The sequence below is a fragment of the Sulfitobacter sp. 1A13368 genome, from assembly GCF_043557275.1.
Taxonomy (GTDB): domain Bacteria; phylum Pseudomonadota; class Alphaproteobacteria; order Rhodobacterales; family Rhodobacteraceae; genus Sulfitobacter; species Sulfitobacter faviae.
Genome location: NZ_JBIFFR010000001.1, coordinates 460,538 through 475,817 on the forward strand (window position 1 = coordinate 460,538; position 15,280 = coordinate 475,817).

At 64.3% G+C, this 15,280-nt stretch carries 17 protein-coding genes; 8 read left to right on the forward strand and 9 right to left on the reverse strand.

Going from position 1 to position 15,280, the window contains the following annotated elements:
* Both ACGYK4_RS02240 and ACGYK4_RS02245 read left to right on the forward strand, forming a co-directional pair.
* Complete coding sequence (locus ACGYK4_RS02240) at positions 1 to 843, forward strand: NAD-dependent epimerase/dehydratase family protein (RefSeq protein ID WP_394433833.1); 843 nt, start codon at positions 1 to 3, stop codon at positions 841 to 843.
* 23 nt (positions 844 to 866) lie between these two features.
* A complete protein-coding gene (locus ACGYK4_RS02245; RefSeq protein ID WP_394433831.1) occupies positions 867 to 2,099 on the forward strand; it encodes a mandelate racemase/muconate lactonizing enzyme family protein in 1,233 nt (410 codons plus the stop codon).
* Between the two features lie 176 nt (positions 2,100 to 2,275).
* On the opposite strand, the gene ACGYK4_RS02250 is transcribed toward ACGYK4_RS02245, so the two are convergent.
* Positions 2,276 to 4,450 (reverse strand): thiamine pyrophosphate-dependent enzyme, encoded by a 2,175-nt coding sequence (locus ACGYK4_RS02250; RefSeq protein ID WP_394454913.1) that lies wholly within the window; start codon positions 4,448 to 4,450, stop codon positions 2,276 to 2,278.
* Positions 4,451 to 4,589: 139 nt separating this feature from the next.
* A complete protein-coding gene (locus ACGYK4_RS02255; protein WP_394454914.1) occupies positions 4,590 to 5,813 on the reverse strand; it encodes an acyl-CoA dehydrogenase in 1,224 nt (407 codons plus the stop codon).
* 97 nt (positions 5,814 to 5,910) lie between these two features.
* Between ACGYK4_RS02255 and ACGYK4_RS02260 the strand changes: the two genes are divergently transcribed.
* Together ACGYK4_RS02260 and ACGYK4_RS02265 are read left to right on the forward strand one after the other, a co-directional pair.
* Entirely contained in the window at positions 5,911 to 6,810 is a 900-nt protein-coding gene (locus tag ACGYK4_RS02260; RefSeq protein ID WP_394433825.1) for a LysR substrate-binding domain-containing protein, read from the forward strand.
* Between the two features lie 89 nt (positions 6,811 to 6,899).
* A complete protein-coding gene (locus tag ACGYK4_RS02265) occupies positions 6,900 to 7,229 on the forward strand; it encodes a hypothetical protein (protein WP_394454915.1) in 330 nt (109 codons plus the stop codon).
* Between the two features lie 70 nt (positions 7,230 to 7,299).
* On the opposite strand, the gene ACGYK4_RS02270 is transcribed toward ACGYK4_RS02265, so the two are convergent.
* Positions 7,300 to 7,713, reverse strand: coding sequence for a VOC family protein (locus ACGYK4_RS02270; protein WP_271688085.1), 414 nt, complete (start codon positions 7,711 to 7,713; stop codon positions 7,300 to 7,302).
* Positions 7,714 to 7,890: 177 nt separating this feature from the next.
* The gene (locus ACGYK4_RS02275; protein WP_394433821.1) at positions 7,891 to 9,450 is read right to left on the reverse strand and encodes a bifunctional metallophosphatase/5'-nucleotidase; all 1,560 of its coding nucleotides are present in this window, start codon (positions 9,448 to 9,450) and stop codon (positions 7,891 to 7,893) included.
* A gap of 129 nt (positions 9,451 to 9,579) precedes the next feature.
* On the opposite strand from ACGYK4_RS02275, the gene ACGYK4_RS02280 reads away from it, so the two are divergent.
* Genes ACGYK4_RS02280 through arsC form a run of 3 tightly spaced genes read left to right on the forward strand, consistent with a single transcriptional unit; the run spans position 9,580 to position 11,308 of the window.
* Positions 9,580 to 9,930, forward strand: coding sequence for a DUF952 domain-containing protein (locus ACGYK4_RS02280; protein WP_394454916.1), 351 nt, complete (start codon positions 9,580 to 9,582; stop codon positions 9,928 to 9,930).
* On the forward strand, positions 9,927 to 10,970 hold the full coding sequence (locus ACGYK4_RS02285) for a quinone-dependent dihydroorotate dehydrogenase (protein ID WP_394433817.1): 1,044 nt from the start codon (positions 9,927 to 9,929) through the stop codon (positions 10,968 to 10,970). Before ACGYK4_RS02280 ends, ACGYK4_RS02285 begins: the two co-directional genes overlap by 4 nt.
* Positions 10,967 to 11,308: an arsenate reductase (glutaredoxin) gene (gene arsC / locus ACGYK4_RS02290; protein ID WP_394454917.1), complete on the forward strand. Its 342-nt coding sequence runs from the start codon at positions 10,967 to 10,969 to the stop codon at positions 11,306 to 11,308. Before ACGYK4_RS02285 ends, arsC begins: the two co-directional genes overlap by 4 nt.
* On the opposite strand, the gene ACGYK4_RS02295 is transcribed toward arsC, so the two are convergent.
* Genes ACGYK4_RS02295 through ACGYK4_RS02305 form a run of 3 tightly spaced genes read right to left on the reverse strand, consistent with a single transcriptional unit; the run spans position 11,305 to position 13,611 of the window.
* Positions 11,305 to 12,657 carry an MATE family efflux transporter gene (locus ACGYK4_RS02295; protein WP_394433839.1) on the reverse strand — a complete coding sequence of 451 codons (1,353 nt, stop codon included), beginning with the start codon at positions 12,655 to 12,657 and terminating at the stop codon, positions 11,305 to 11,307. The genes arsC and ACGYK4_RS02295 overlap by 4 nt on opposite strands.
* 22 nt (positions 12,658 to 12,679) lie before the next feature.
* Entirely contained in the window at positions 12,680 to 13,192 is a 513-nt protein-coding gene (locus ACGYK4_RS02300; RefSeq protein ID WP_209218213.1) for a PaaI family thioesterase, read from the reverse strand.
* The gene (locus tag ACGYK4_RS02305) at positions 13,189 to 13,611 is read right to left on the reverse strand and encodes a PaaI family thioesterase (protein ID WP_067261213.1); all 423 of its coding nucleotides are present in this window, start codon (positions 13,609 to 13,611) and stop codon (positions 13,189 to 13,191) included. Before ACGYK4_RS02305 ends, ACGYK4_RS02300 begins: the two co-directional genes overlap by 4 nt.
* A gap of 118 nt (positions 13,612 to 13,729) precedes the next feature.
* Here ACGYK4_RS02305 and ACGYK4_RS02310 point away from each other — a divergent pair, with 118 nt between their 5' ends.
* Positions 13,730 to 14,110: a MerR family DNA-binding transcriptional regulator gene (locus tag ACGYK4_RS02310; protein WP_209218215.1), complete on the forward strand. Its 381-nt coding sequence runs from the start codon at positions 13,730 to 13,732 to the stop codon at positions 14,108 to 14,110.
* A 21-nt stretch (positions 14,111 to 14,131) separates the two neighbouring features.
* Here ACGYK4_RS02310 and ACGYK4_RS02315 read toward each other — a convergent pair whose 3' ends face one another.
* Both ACGYK4_RS02315 and ACGYK4_RS02320 read right to left on the reverse strand, forming a co-directional pair.
* Positions 14,132 to 14,356 (reverse strand): hypothetical protein, encoded by a 225-nt coding sequence (locus ACGYK4_RS02315; RefSeq protein ID WP_209218216.1) that lies wholly within the window; start codon positions 14,354 to 14,356, stop codon positions 14,132 to 14,134.
* Positions 14,357 to 14,455: 99 nt separating this feature from the next.
* Positions 14,456 to 15,217 carry a LuxR C-terminal-related transcriptional regulator gene (locus tag ACGYK4_RS02320; protein ID WP_394454918.1) on the reverse strand — a complete coding sequence of 254 codons (762 nt, stop codon included), beginning with the start codon at positions 15,215 to 15,217 and terminating at the stop codon, positions 14,456 to 14,458.
* Positions 15,218 to 15,280 lie beyond the last annotated feature (63 nt).

Sequence of the window (15,280 nt, forward strand, 5' to 3'; positions counted from 1 at the left end):
ATGAAATTTAAGAAACTGGTCCTGACGGGCGCCGCAGGGCGCCTCGGCTCCTACCTGCGCGAGCCGCTGGCCGCCATGTGCGAGGAACTGGTCAGCTCCGACATCGCCGAGGACATTGGCAAGCTTTACGACGGTGAGCGTTATCAGAAGGCCGATCTGGCGAGCTACGACGAGGTCGCGGCCCTGATGGAGGGCGCCGACATGGTGGTGCATTTCGGGGCCATCGTGGACGAAAAACCCTTCATGGAACTCTTGGGCCCGAACTTCGTCGGCTCTTACAACGTCTGGGAAGCGGCCTATCAGGCGGGCGCACGGCGCGTCGTCTATGCCTCGTCGATCCATGCGGTGGGGATGCACAAAAAGGCCGATTTCATCGGCATTGATGCGCCTCACAAGCCCGACACTTTCTACGGCCTCGCCAAATGTTTCACCGAAGACCTCGGCTCCATGTATTGGGACAAGCGCCAGCTCGAATCCGTGCATCTGCGCATCCTGAGCGCGGCACAGGTCAACAACTCCCGCGCGCTTGGCTCGTGGCTCAGCTATGACGATCTGATCCAACTGGTGACCCGCGCGGTGGACACGCCCTCGGTCGGTTTCACGGTGATCTACGGCGTGTCGAACAACGACCGCGCCCCGGTGGACAACTCGAAAGCCTCCTTCCTCGGCTACCGCCCGAAGGACAACGCCGAGCAATTCGCCGAAAAAGTGCTGGCCGAGGAAGGCCCCGTGGACATCACCGACCCCGGCCAGATGTGCCACGGCGGCCCCTTCGCCAAGGTCGATCTGGGCGAAAGCGGCATCGCGCAGATGACCATCGTCGACGACAAGAAAGAGACCTAAGCGGCCAAACGAAAGGGACCGTCATGAAACTGCAAGACCTCGATATCATCGTGACGGCCCCGCCCGCCCCCGGCTGGGGCGGGCGCTATTGGATATTGGTCAAACTGACCACCGACGCCGGCGTAACCGGCTGGGGCGAATGCTATGCCGCCAGCGTCGGGCCCGACGCGATGCGCGCGGTGATCGAAGATGTCTTTGCCCGTCATATGCAGGGCGAAAACCCCGAGAATATCGAGTTGATGTTCCGCCGTGCCTATTCCGCAGGCTTCACCCAGCGGCCAGACCTGACCGTGATGGGCGCGTTTTCGGGGCTTGAGATCGCCTGTTGGGACATCTTGGGCAAGGACCGCGACCGCCCGGTGCATGCGCTGATCGGCGGGCGCACCAATGACCGGGTGCGCGGCTATACCTACCTCTACCCCCTGCCGCATCACAGCATGGCGGATTTCTGGACCTCGCCCGAGATGGCGGCGGAATCGGCGGCGGATTGCGTGGCGCGCGGCTATACGGCGGTGAAATTCGACCCCGCTGGCCCCTATACGCTGCGCGGCGGGCATATGCCTGCAATGTCGGACATCAGCACCTCAGCGGCGTTCTGCAAGGCCATCCGAGAGGCGGTGGGCGACCGCGCCGACCTGCTGTTTGGCACTCACGGGCAATTCACCACCGCGGGCGCAATCCGGCTGGGCCAAGCGATCGAACCCTATAGCCCGCTGTGGTACGAAGAGCCGATCCCGCCAGACGCGCCTGAGCAGATGGCCAAGGTCGCGCGCGGCGTGCGCGTCCCTGTGGCCACGGGCGAGCGGCTGACCACCAAGGCCGAGTTCGCGCCGCTGTTGCGGGCGGGCGCGGCGGAGATCCTGCAACCGGCCCTTGGCCGTGTGGGCGGCATCGCGGAGGCCAAGAAGATCGCCACCATGGCCGAGGTCTATAACGCGCAAGTGGCGCCGCATCTCTATGCCGGACCGGTGGAATGGGCCGCGAATGTGCAGCTTGCCACCGCGATCCCGAACATCCTGATGTGCGAATGTATTGAGACGCCGTTCCATGACCAATTGATCAAAGGGTCGATCCGGGTGGAGGACGGCTTCATCACCGCCCCCAAAGCGCCCGGTTTGGGGATCGAAGTCGATGAGGAACTCGCCCGCGCGCATCCTTACACAGGCGATGGCCTGCATCTGGAGATGCGCGAAGAGCCTTGCGATTATGTGAATGGGAATAATTTCCAAGGCGGCGCACCCGCGGATAGCCACTAGGCGCGCGTACCCGGCCCGGATTCAAGCCGCAGGCGCCGGGCCATCGCCTGCCCGCCCCCCGGGTAGGCGATTTGGCGGGGCTTGGCACAACTTCGCGAAGGCGCGCCGAGGTTGCACCATAAAGTGGCATAAGGCACCCGCGGATCGCCGACCCGCGGGCAGGCGCTGGCCCTCAGCTACCCCAACAGATCCCGCGCCGCAGCGACAATCCCCTCCCGCGAGGGCAGCGTCGCCGCATAAGCAGGCCCCGTGGCGATGAAACTGTCCTCCGCCGTCAGCCGAGCAAAGCGCTTCACACCACGCTCAGCCATCAGCGCCATCAGCGCCTCGGCCTGCCCGCCCGTGCGGCGGCATTCGTCGACGATCAGCACCGGACGATCCCCGATGGCCTCGATCAACGCATCCTCCGGCAAAGGCGCCAGCCAGCGCAGGTCGATTACCCGCGCATCGACGCCCGGCTCGGCCAGATCCCGCGCCGCCTGCTGGCTCAGGTAATGCCCGTTGCCATAGCTCACGATTGCCAGATCACCGCCCTCGCCCGTGACGCCGACCTCGCCCAACCCGATCCGCCGATCCGGGGCCGGGTAGGTCCGCATCCAGCCGCCATCCCCGGCCTCCATCAGGTCGCGCATCGGGTAAAGCGCGATGGGCTCGACAAAGACCACCACGCGCTGCTCTTCCAGCGCTAAACGGTGCGCTTCGCGCAGCATCATCGCCGCGTCGTCCCCTGCCGAGGGGCAGGCGATGACGATGCCCGGAATGTCGCGCAATACGGCCAGCGAGTTGTCGTTGTGAAAATGCCCGCCGAACCCTTTCTGATAGCCCAGCCCCGCGATGCGCAGCACCATCGGGTTGCTCCATTGACCGTTGGAGAAGAACGGCAGGGTCGCCGCCTCGCCGCGCAACTGGTCCTCGGCGTTGTGCAGATAGGCGAGGAACTGGATCTCCGGCATCGGCACGAAGCCGTTGTGCGCCATGCCGATGGCGAGGCCGAGGATGCTCTGCTCATCCAGCAGCGTGTCGATCACCCGACCGGGGCCAAAACGGTTCTGCAGCTTCTGGGTGACGCCATAGACCCCGCCCTTGCGACCTACATCCTCGCCCATCAGCATGGTCTCGGGGTGCGAAAGCATCAGGTCGTGCAGCGCCCAGTTGATCAGGCGCGACATGGGCTGGGGGTTGTCCATCTGCCCCATGTCGCTGCCAAAGGTCTCGGTCCGCGCCTCGGCGCTCGGCCCGTTGCTGGGCGCGCAGTCGCGCTTGGGCGGCACGAGGCTCGCCATGACGTCCGACGCCGTCTTCAGCCGGGGGCGTTTCACGACCTCGTCAGCCGCCTTCGCGACCGCTTCTTGCGTATCGCGGTAGATCACCAGCGCCTCCTCGGCAGACGCCCCAGCCTCCACCAGCAGCCGCGCGGAATGCAGCAGCGGATCGTTGGCCTCATCCGCCTCCACCTCAGCGCGGGGCAGATAGGAGGTCGCCACATCCGCCCCGGCATGGCCATAGAGCCGCACGGTGCGCAGGTGCAGGAAAGCCGGCTTGCGATGCACGCGCACGTAATCCGCCGCCGCCTTCGCCGCCGCATAGGCCGCGTGCAGATCGAGCCCCTCGCCCTCGAAACACTTCAACCCCGGCCGCGCCGACATCGACGCCTTGATCCATCCCGTCGGTGTCTTGGTCGAAATCCCGATGCCATTGTCCTCGCAAACGAAGAGCAGCGGCAGCGGCACGCCCTGCACGGCGGTCCAGCAAGCGGCATTGATCGCCCCCTGCGCGGTGGAGTGATTGGCCGAGGCGTCGCCGAAGCTGCACATGGCGATGCCGTCGCGCGGCAGGATTGCATGCTCGGGCCGGTGCCGCCGCGCCATGCCGATGGAATGCGCGGCCCCCACCGCCTTGGGCAGATGGCTGGCAATGGTCGAGGTCTGCGGCGGGATCATCAGCGGGCGCGAGCCTAACACTTTGTGCCGCCCTCCGCTGGTCGGATCCTCCGCCGAACAGGCAAAGCTCAAAAGCATGTCGCGCATCATGTCCTGCCCCCCGGCCTGATCGGCACGGGCGATCTGGAAGGCCGCATCGCGGTAATGCAGGAAAGCGATGTCATCGACGCGCAAGGCGGCCGCCACCGCGGCCATCCCCTCGTGCCCCGAAGAGCCGATGGTGTAGAACCCCTGCCCCTCCTTCTGCATGACGCGGCTTTGCAGATCGAGCGCCCGGCTCAGCACCTGCGCGCGGTAGAGCGGCAGAAGTTGGTCGCGCTCCAGCGCTTTGTCGGAGTGGATGGTGTCAGGAAAGTCCCCGGCCGCGACGCGGCGGAGGAAATTCTCATGAACGATGGCGACGCGGTCCATGGAGCCTCTTGGAATTAAGAAATTTCTTGCCTTCGGCGAAAGTACTTTTGGCCAAAAAGAGCGGGGGCGTCCCCATTCTTTTTGGCCGTAAATACTTGGAGGGGGGCTTGGGGGGAGGAAATCCCCCCAATACCGGTTCTTAGAAGAACGCCTGCAGGCCGGTCTGGGCGCGGCCCAGGATCAGCGCGTGCACGTCATGGGTACCCTCGTAGGTGTTCACCGTCTCGAGGTTCATCATGTGACGGATCACCTGGAACTCGCCCGAGATGCCGTTGCCGCCGTGCATGTCACGCGACATGCGTGCCACGTCGAGCGCCTTGCCGCAGTTGTTGCGTTTGACGATAGAGATCATCTCGGGCGCGGCGTTAGCGGCATCCATCAAACGGCCCACTTGCAGGGAGCCCTGAAGGCCGAGCGAAATCTCGGTCATCATGTCGGCGAGCTTCTTCTGGAACAGCTGCGTTTGCGCCAGCGGCTTGTTGAACTGCTTGCGGTCCAGCCCGTATTGCAGCGCCGCGTGCCAGCAGAACTCGGCAGCACCCATAGCGCCCCAAGAGATGCCGTAGCGGGCGCGGTTGAGGCAGCCGAAGGGGCCTTTGAGACCTTCCACATGCGGCAGCAGCGCGTCTTCGCCCACTTCGACGCCGTCCATGACGATCTCGCCGGTGATCGAGGCACGCAAGGAAAGCTTGTTGCCCACCTTCGGCGCGCTCAGGCCCTTCATGCCCTTTTCCAGCACGAAGCCGCGGATCTTGCCGCCATGCGCCTCGGACTTTGCCCAGACCACGAAGACATCGGCAATCGGCGAGTTCGAGATCCACATTTTGGAGCCGGTGAGCGTGTAGCCGGTGTCGGTCTTCACCGCGCGGGTCTTCATGCCGGCAGGGTCGGAGCCCGCGTCGGGCTCGGTCAGGCCGAAGCAGCCGATCCATTCGCCCGAGCAGAGCTTGGGCAGGTATTTCTGGCGCTGTTCCTCGGAGCCATAGGCATAGATCGGATACATCACGAGGCTCGCCTGCACCGACATCATCGACCGGTAGCCGCTGTCAACGCGCTCGACCTCACGGGCGACGAGGCCGTAGGAGACGTAGCTGCCGCCGAGACCGCCGTATTCCTCGGGGATGGTGACGCCAAGAAGGCCCATCTCGCCCATCTCGCGGAAGATCTCCGGATCGGTCTTTTCCTCGGCGAAGGCTTCGATCACGCGCGGCTGCAGCTTTTCCTGCGCATAGGCGCGGGCGGAATCGCGGATCATGCGCTCGTCTTCGGTCAATTGGCTGTCGAGGCGGAAGGGATCCTGCCAGTCGAAGGTTCCGAGATCGGGTTTGTCCTTGGCGCGCAGCTTGGGGGCGTCAGCGGTCATGATGCATCCTTTCGGGTGATGTGATTTGCGGCAGTATTGCAAATCGGCAGCGCGAACTCTATCGCTGCTTTGTCCTGAGTTCATGAGAAAAAGTCATATGATCGCGCCGCGCCGCTTCCTGCCTTCGATCTCGGCCCTGCTGTCCTTCGAGGCGGTCGTGCGGCTCGACACCGCCACGGCAGCGGCGCAGGAATTGAACCTGACGCAGAGCGCGGTCAGCCGTCAGATCAAGACGCTGGAGGAACAACTGGGCGTTTCGCTCATGATCCGTCAGGGCCGCCGTCTAACCCCGACGCAGGCGGGATTGGATTATGTAACGCAGGTGCGCGACATCCTGAACCGGCTGGCGCAGGCCTCGGTCTCGGCCCGGACGAACCCTACGGGCGGCACGTTGAATCTGGCGATCCTGCCCGCCTTTGGCATGCATTGGCTGGCCCCGCGCCTGCGTGATTTCGCGCGGGATCACCCGGAGGTGACAGTGAACCTATCGACCCGGCTGCGGCCCTTCGCCTTTGCGGGCAGCCGATTCGACGCCGCCATTCATTTTGGTCATGAAGATTGGCCCGGCGTGCGCTACCTCCCGCTTTTGCCGGAAACGGTGGTGGCGGTCTGCGCGCCCGACCTGCTGCCCGCACCGTTGGAGGATGCACGCGACGTGCGCCATCTGCCGCTGCTTCATCTGGAGACCCGCCCGCGCGGATGGGCGCGCTGGCTATCCTCGCTCGGCGTGACGGATGAGCCCCCGGGCGGCATGATGTTCGACCAATTCTCGACCATGGCGCAGGCGGCCATTCACGGGCTGGGGGTGGCGCTGCTGCCGACCTTCTTCGCCCGCCCCTACCTGCGCGACGGGCAATTGGTGCTGGCCGCCTCGCCCACCACGCAAAGCATCGGGAACTACTACCTCGTCTGGCCTGACGACCGGGATGAGACGGCGGCGCTTGCGTCATTCCGTGGCTGGCTGGCCCAGCAGGCGGAGCCTGCGACGGCGGGGTGAGCCGCGCAAAGCTGGCCCAAGTTATGCCGCATTTACCTTGTATGAAACCGGCTAACCCGCCCGCATCGGGCGTTCCAAAGGAGCAGATGATGCTAAGTTCATACCGCAAAAGCACCGGCGCTCTGGCCCTTGCCCTGAGCCTCTGTGCCGCTGGCGCCATGGCCGAAAGCCGCAACGTGCTGATCGTCGACGGCGCCTATTTCCCATCGCTGTCCCATGTGCAGCTAGGCGATCAAGTGGTCTTCACCAATAACGCCACCGGCAGCCATACGATCACCGGCGAGGATGAGGTTTGGACCAGCGGCCCGATCCCCGTGAACGGCAGCTACACGCTCGACATCACCGCACAGACTCCGACGCGTTTCAGCGGGCAGACTTTGGAAGAGCCTGCTTTCGAAGGGGCGATCAGCTTCGACTGAGCCCGCACCGGTTTCAGCCGTTCAAAGCCCCGCTTGCGACAGCGGGGCTTTGTCGTTTCAGCGCTTGGCCTTATTGGGCAAAAACGCGGTCCATATCGGCGAACCCCTTGACCTCGATCGGGTTGCCCGACGGGTCGCGGAAGAACATGGTCGCTTGCTCGCCCGGCTCCCCTTCGAAACGCAGCGAAGGTTCGATCACGAAGTCGACCTCTGCGCCCTTCAGCCGCTCCGCCAGCGCCTTCCAATCCTCCATCCGCAGGACGACGCCCAGATGCGGCATAGGCACCATATGCTCACCGACCTTGCCAGTGGCCTCTGTCTTGAAAGGCTCACCCAGATGCATGGAGATCTGGTGGCCGAAAAAGGAATAATCGACCCAAGTTTCGGTCGACCGGCCTTCGGTGCAGCCCAGCACATCGCCGTAGAAGGCGCGGGTCTCATCAAGGTCGCGGACGTTATAGGCAAGGTGGAAGGGGGTGAGCATAGCGGTCTCCTGTTTGGTTACCGCATGTGTATCCCTTGGCGGGAGAGGTGCAAGGGGCTGGCTTGCGGGGGACGCGCAGCTTGGGCATCAGCCCGAAAGCAAGGGCCCTGCCCGGCTATTCCTAAACAAAAAGGGCGCGCCCCGCTGGACGCGCCCTCTCGCTAAGGCCCGAGGCCCTTACTTCATCTTGATGCGGCCATCGGTGTAGGGCTTGTAGCTGCCGTTCTTCGCCAGATACTCCGCTGTCACATCCGCCAGATCGGGGCCGAAGTCATAGGCATTCTCGGCGTCCTTAAACATCGCGTAGCCGTCGCCGCCATTGCGGACATAGTTGTTGGACACGGCGCCATAGGTCTTTTCGGGATCAATCGGTTCGCCGCCCACCATCACATCGCTGATGCGGCTGCCGGGCTCGGCCTTGGGATCAAAGGTATAAGACATGCCCGCCACCTGCGGGAAACGGCCCGCGCCGTCTTCCAACTGGCTTACCCCGTTTTCCAAGGCTTCGATCAGGGTCGCACCGCTGATCTGGAAGGTCGAAAGCGTGTTCTGGAACGGCAGCACGGTCAGCACCTCGCCCATGGTCACCTCACCCGCGTCGATGGATGCACGCAAGCCGCCCGCGTTGGAGATCGCCACGTCGATGCCCTGATCCTTCACCCGGTCCAGCATCGCGTCGGAGACGAGGTTGCCCATCGCACATTCCTGCGCGCGGCAGATGTCACGGCTGCCTTCGATGGTTTCCGACGTCTCGGCCACGACCTTCTGGCGCAGCTCCTCCAGCGGGGCGGCGCGTTCGGCCACCAGATCGACCGTCGCCTGATCCTCTTCGACTGAGGCGTCGAGCAGGATCGGATCGCCGGAAATCGCGGTCACCTCCCCCGCGTCGTCGAAGGTGACATTCACCTCGCCCAGATATTTGCTGTAGGCATAGGCCTGCACGATCGGCACGTCGTTGACCATAGTCGGGTAAGCGCCCTCGGCCCGCTCTTCGCTGTTGCTCAGAAGCGTGTGGGAATGGCCGCCGACGATCAGGTCGACGCCGGTCAACTCCTCGGCCAGCCGCTTGTCGCCCGCCAGCCCGATGTGGGTGAGCAGGATGATCTTGTTAACCCCATCCTCGGTCAGCGCATCGATCTCGGCCTGTGCCGCATCCGCTGCGGGAGAGAAGATCACCTCCGCCCCGGGCGAAGAGGTTTCGGGCGTGTCTTCGGCAAGGACGGAGACGATGCCGATCCGCTCTCCACCAACCTCAACCACGGTGGATTTGCCGATCTCGCCCTCCAGCCCCTCTACACCGCCCACGTCGATATTGGCCGAGAGCACGGGGAAATCGACCTGTGCCACGAAATCGGCCAGCCCCTCGGGGCCGTCGTCAAACTCGTGGTTGCCCACGGCCATCACGTCATAGTCGAGCTTCGACATGAACTCGGCTGCCATGTCGCCCTTGTAGCGCGTGTAGAAAAGCGAGCCTTGGAACCAGTCGCCCGCATCCAGCAGCAGGTGGTTCTCTCCGGCGCGTTCACGGGCGGCTTCGATGGCGGAGACCATTCGCGCGACACCGCCAAAGCATTTGCCCTCGGCATTGTCCTCGGCGCTGCAGGGGCCGTCATATTTGCTGATCGGCTCAAACCGGTCATGGAAATCATTGGTATGCAGAATGGTCAGATTATACTCTGCCGCCGCCATGCCGCTGGTCAAAGCCAGCGCAGCGGTCGCGGTCAGGAATCGTTTCATGATAGTTCCCCTGTTGCTTGTTATGCCGGTATCGTGGCGCGGGGTTTGGCCCGTGTCAAAGGTCATATGACCTGCCCTATGGTCACCCGCGGGTCTTGACCCCGCCCCGCCCGGCGGGCATCAGAAGCCATGCTGATTTTCAAAATATTCCGCGCGGACGAATGGGCTGCGCTGCGCAAGAACGGGGTCTCGGACGGGGCGCCGATCGATGTCACCGATGGCTATGTGCATTTCTCCACCGCCGAACAGGCGGCGGAAACCGCAGCCAAACATTTCAAGGGGGAGGACGGCCTGTTCCTGCTCGCGCTTGAGGCCGACGCTCTGGGCGATGCGCTGAAATGGGAGCCCTCGCGCGGCGGCACGCTTTTCCCCCATCTCTACCGCCCACTCAAGATCGAGGATGTGGTCTGGGCGCAGCCCCTGCCGCTGGTGGATGGCGTGCATGAATTCCCCGCAGGATTGGGCGAGGCCAGCAAATGACGCCGCTCTTGGAAAAGCTGGGCCTGCAGGCGCTGCACCGGGTCGATCCCGAAGCGGCGCACGGTCTGGCGATCCGCGCGCTGCGCGCAGGGCTTGCGCCCGCGCCGGGGCCGCAGACTTCGGCGCGGCTGCACACCACGCTTGCCGGGCTGGACCTGCCGAACCCTCTCGGGTTGGCGGCGGGATTTGACAAGAATGCCACCGCGATCGCCCCCCTTTCCCGCGCCGGTTTCGGCTTTGTCGAAGTGGGGGCCGCCACGCCCCTGCCCCAGCCCGGCAATCCGCGCCCGCGCCTGTTTCGCCTGACCGAGGATCGCGCCGCGATCAACCGTTTCGGCTTTAACAACGAGGGGATGGAGGCGATCTGCGCCCGGCTTTCGCGCCGCGGCGCGGGGGTGCCGGTGGGGCTGAACCTTGGTGCGAACAAGACCAGCGCGGACCGGGCCGCCGACTTTGCCCGCGTGATGACCGCCGCGCGCAATCACGTCGATTTCGCGACGGTCAATGTCTCCTCCCCCAATACCGAGAAGCTGCGCGACCTTCAGGGTAAAGCGGCGCTCTCGGCCCTGCTCGAAGGGGTGATGGACGTGCGCGGCGCCACGCCGGTTTTCCTGAAAATCGCCCCCGATCTCAGCGAAGCCGAGATTGAGGATGTGGCCGAGGTTGCCCAAAATTCGGGCGTTGCTGCCATCATCGCGACCAATACCACGCTTGACCGGACCGGCCTTGCCAGCGCCCATGCAGGCGAGGCGGGTGGTCTGTCCGGTGCGCCGTTGTTCGACCGCTCGACCCGCGTCTTGGCGCGGCTGGCGGGGCTGACGGATATTCCGCTGATCGGCGTCGGCGGGGTGTCGGACGCGCAGACCGCCTATGCCAAGATCTGCGCCGGGGCCTCTGCCCTGCAACTTTACACCGCGCTGGTCTTCGGCGGTCTCGGACTGGTGCGAGAGATCACCACCGGGCTGGATGCACTCTTGGCCCGCGATGGTTTTGCCAGCGTGGCCGAGGCCGTGGGCAGCAAACGCGAGGATTGGCTATGATCACCCTATGGCATAACCCGCGCTGCTCGAAATCGCGGCAGACGCTGGCGCTGATCGAAGCGGCGGGGGTGGAGGTAACCCTCCGCCGCTACCTCGAAGATGCGTCGACACGGGATGAGGTCATCGCCGCCCGCGACACCCTTGGCTTGCCTGCGATCAAGATGATGCGGACGGGCGAGAAGCTGTTCAAAGAGTTGGGTCTGTCCAAGGACAGCCCCGAAGAGACCCTGATCGATGCCATGGCCGCCCATCCGATCCTGATCGAGCGCCCCATCGCCTTTAGCACTGGCCGCGCCGTGATCGGCCGCCCGCCCGAAGCGGTGCAGGCGCTGCTCTAGCCCGCCGCGCGCTCCAACGCCGGATAGCGCAGCGCCAAGGTGATGCCGCGCACCACGAAGGACACCAGAAGCGATATCCAAAGCCCGTGATTGCCCAGGCTTGGCACCAATGCCAGCGCCGTCACGGCATAGATCAGAAACGACACAAGCATCATATTGCGCATGTCGCGCGACCGCGTGGCGCCGATGAAGATACCGTCGAACATATAGGCCGCACAACCCAGCAGCGGCGCCGCGATCATATACGGCAGATAGACCCGGGCGAGCTCTTGCACCTGCGGGGCCTTGGCCATCATGTCGATGATCGCGCCGCCGCTGACGGCAAAGACCACCGCCAACAGCAGGCTAACCAACAGCGCCCAAGCGGAGGTCAGCACCGCCCCGCGCCGCAGGACATCGCGCTGCCCCGCGCCGTAGGCCCGGCCAATGATCGCCTCGGCGGCGAAGGCGAAACCGTCCAGCCCGTAGGAGGTGATCATCAGGAATTGCAGCAGCACCTGATTGGCCGCCAAGGTCACATCGCCCAAGCCCGACCCCATGAAGAGGAAGGAGACAAAGATCGCCTGCAACAAAAGCGAGCGGATCAGGATATCGGTGTTTACCTGCATCATGCGCGTCCAGCGCGGCCCGTCAAAGACCTGCGCCCAATCGCGCCACGCCACCCCTGCGAAAGCCGCGCGGCAGAACCACAGGCCCAAGGCCGCCCCGCTCCACTCTGCAAGGAAGGTGGCGATGGCGACGCCTTCGACACCCCAACCGAGGCCCAGCACAAACCACAGGTCCAGCAGAATGTTCAGCCCGTTCATCCAGACCTGCAACACAAGCACGGCGCGGCTGCGCTCCTGCGCGATGAGCCAGCCGGTGATCGCATAGATCGAGATCGCGGCGGGGGCAGACCAGATGCGGATCGCCATATACTGCCGCGCCAGCCCCTCGACCTCGGGCGATCCGGGGGAGATTTGGAAGGCGCCCCAGAAAAGTGGAAACTGCAGCGCCATCAGCGCCAGCCCGGCCCCCGCGCCGATCATCAGCCCGCGCGTCAACAGCGCTGCGACCTCGCTCTCTTCGTCATTGCCCGCCGCCTGCGCGGTAAGGCCCACGGTGCCCATCCGCAGAAAGCCGAAAATCCAGTAAAGCGCCGAGAGGATGATCGCCCCCAAGCCCACCGCGCCGATGGGGGCGGCGGCGCCCATCTGCCCCACCACGCCGGTATCGACCGCGCCGAGGATCGGCACGGTGGCGTTGGAGATGACAATGGGAACCGCGATCTTGAGCACGCGGCGGTGGGTCACCACATCGCGCGCCGCCAGCGTGCCACGCTCAACCGCGCGCACCTCTGCGTCGGTCAGCGGCTCGGTCTCTGATTGCGGCTCAGCCACGCCGTTGCGGCATCAGGAAATGGCCCGTGGCCTGCGCAAAAATACGGCTGCGGTTGTCCTGCCATGCCTCGACATGGACACTGGCGTAGCGCCGGCCCGAGCGGTTGATCCGCGCCCGCGCATAGGCATCGCGCGGCAGGCCCGACCGCAGGTAATCCACGGTGAAATCGATCGTCTTGGGCAGCCGGGGCAGATGGTCGGCATCCAGATTGTCCAGATCAAGCGCGCCGCTTTCCATATCTTCCCAGATCAGCCCCCAGCTGAGGGTGATGATCGCGGTCGCCTCAAGAAAGGCCGCCGTGGCCCCGCCATGCAGGGCAGGCAGGATCGGGTTGCCGATCAATTGTTCGGAAAAAGGCATGATGCCGGTCAACTCATCGCCACGGCGCTCGAACTCGATGCCCAGAAAGCGGATATAGGGCACGCCTTCGACCATGGCGCGTAGCACCCCGTCGCGGCGTTGCTTGATGACCTGAACCGGCTCCGGCTTGCGACGTGTGGTCATGTGTGCCCCTCCACGGTGAAAGTGCCGGTCGCCGTGGCGACAAGGTTGTCGGCGTCCTCATCCGTTGTCGTGGCCCGCACGAAGGCGACCGAGCGGGTGACATGATAGCAGGTCGCGCGGGTGATGATCGTCTGCCCCGGTGTGGCGGCGCGCAGATATTCGATCCTGAGATCCATCGTGGCGGTAGCCGCGGGGTTGCTCGGATGGCTCATCACCGCAGCGCCGCAGCAAGTGTCCATCAGCGCCGAGACCGCCCCGCCGCTGATCACCCCGGTCTGCGGGTCACCGATCAGCTTGTCATCATAGGGCATGGTGATCACGGCAGAGCCATCGCCCAACTCCTGCAACTCCATCCCCAGTGCCATGGAATGGGGCAGCGCCTGAATGAACTGTCGCGCCAGCTTTAATTTGTCGGACATGCAACCCAACCCTCTGCCTCTGGTTTTGTCCTTTATCAGGGCGAGATAGCCAAAGGGCAAGACCGCCTGTTGCGCATCCCCGCGCGTGACCATAGTTTGCCGGAAGGGAGAAGATGCTTTGGACGATGAACGCCTGACATTCAAAGAGATGTGCGCGGCATTTGACGTGACGCCACGCACGTTGCGCTATTACGAGTATATCGAATTGCTGCAACCGCACCGTGAGGGGCGCTCGCGTTTCTATGGCCCGCGCGAACGGGCGCGGATGAAGCTGATCCTGCGCGGCCGCAAGTTCGGCTTCGCGCTGGAGGACATCCGCCAGTGGCTGCTGATCTACGAGAAAGAGGGCACCGAGGCGCAGATGCGCACTTGGGTCACCATGGCCGATGGTCAATTGGAAGAACTGGCCGAGCAGCGCCGCCAGTTGGACGAAGCCATGGCGGAATTGCAAAAACTGCGCGACGACACCGCCGCGGCCATCGCCTCGGACAAGAGCTGAGCGGCTGGCTGAGCGGCGGGCTCAGCGGCTGTTGCGCTGCGCCAACTGCCCGATGAGCATCTGCAAATCCGCCGTGATGCGGATGAGATCGGACACCACATCCGCGCTCGCGTCTCCGGCCAGATCGAATGCGCCGTTTTCGATGGTCTCGGACGCGCCTTTCAGCTCTGCAACCACGCGCGCGCGCGTTTCTACCACGGAACCGTTTTCAGCCCCGCTACCTGTCTGCTCTTGTTTTTCTGACATGCCTCGTGCCTCTTTAGGTCGAGCGCCCGCACCTACAGCCCTCACGACGTGGGGTCATGTCACGCAGTCACGCGACAGCGACGCGAGGTCAACCTTGCCCTAGGGCGCGCCCTCTTTCGGGCGGCGCAGCAGCCCCGCGCCGAGCCCGCGAATGGCCGCGGTGGTGCGGTCGTTCACGTCAAGCTTGGAGAAGATGCGCCGCACGATCGTATCGACCGTATGGGGCGAAATCCCAAGTATTTCGGCGATGACGCCATTGCTCTTGCCGGTAGCGATCCACTCCAGCACCTCAACCTCGCGCGGGGACAGGCCGAAATCACGCGGCGATTGGCTTTCGGCCAAGGCGCAATAGCGCAGATGCGCGATCTGGGCGGCGCTGAGAAGTTTGTACAACGCCTCCGGCGACAGACGCGCCTGTTTGGCGGCAAACCCCAGTCCTACCACGGCGGAATCCCTGCCCGGGCCATGCACCCTAAGCGAAATGCCATCATTCGGATAGCGCCGCATCAACCCTTTCATATAGTGATCTTCCGCAGTGGTGAGCCGCACGGTGCGGGCCACATCCGACCAGTAGATCGGCATCACCTGCTGCCGGGCTAGCGCCTCCACCGGGCTTTCGCGCAGCTTCTCTATGTCGAGAAACTGCGAATGCCACTGCGGTCCATCTGTCCCACTGCTGTCGAACTGATAGAGGATCGCAGGCGCGCCGGGGCTGTCCCCGTGATAGCTGACCAGATCAATTCCAAGACCTTGATAATAGGCAAGTCCGCAAGCCAGAAGACGCGCCGCGGAGGTGGCGTTCTGCGCACAGTGAACCAATCCGTCCAACGTCTTCGGCCCGCTTTGATCGAGGTTTGCCATCTCCCACCCGTTTTGCTGCCCAGCGCCATGGCGGCGGCGCACGCCCATCATCCTTTCAAACCT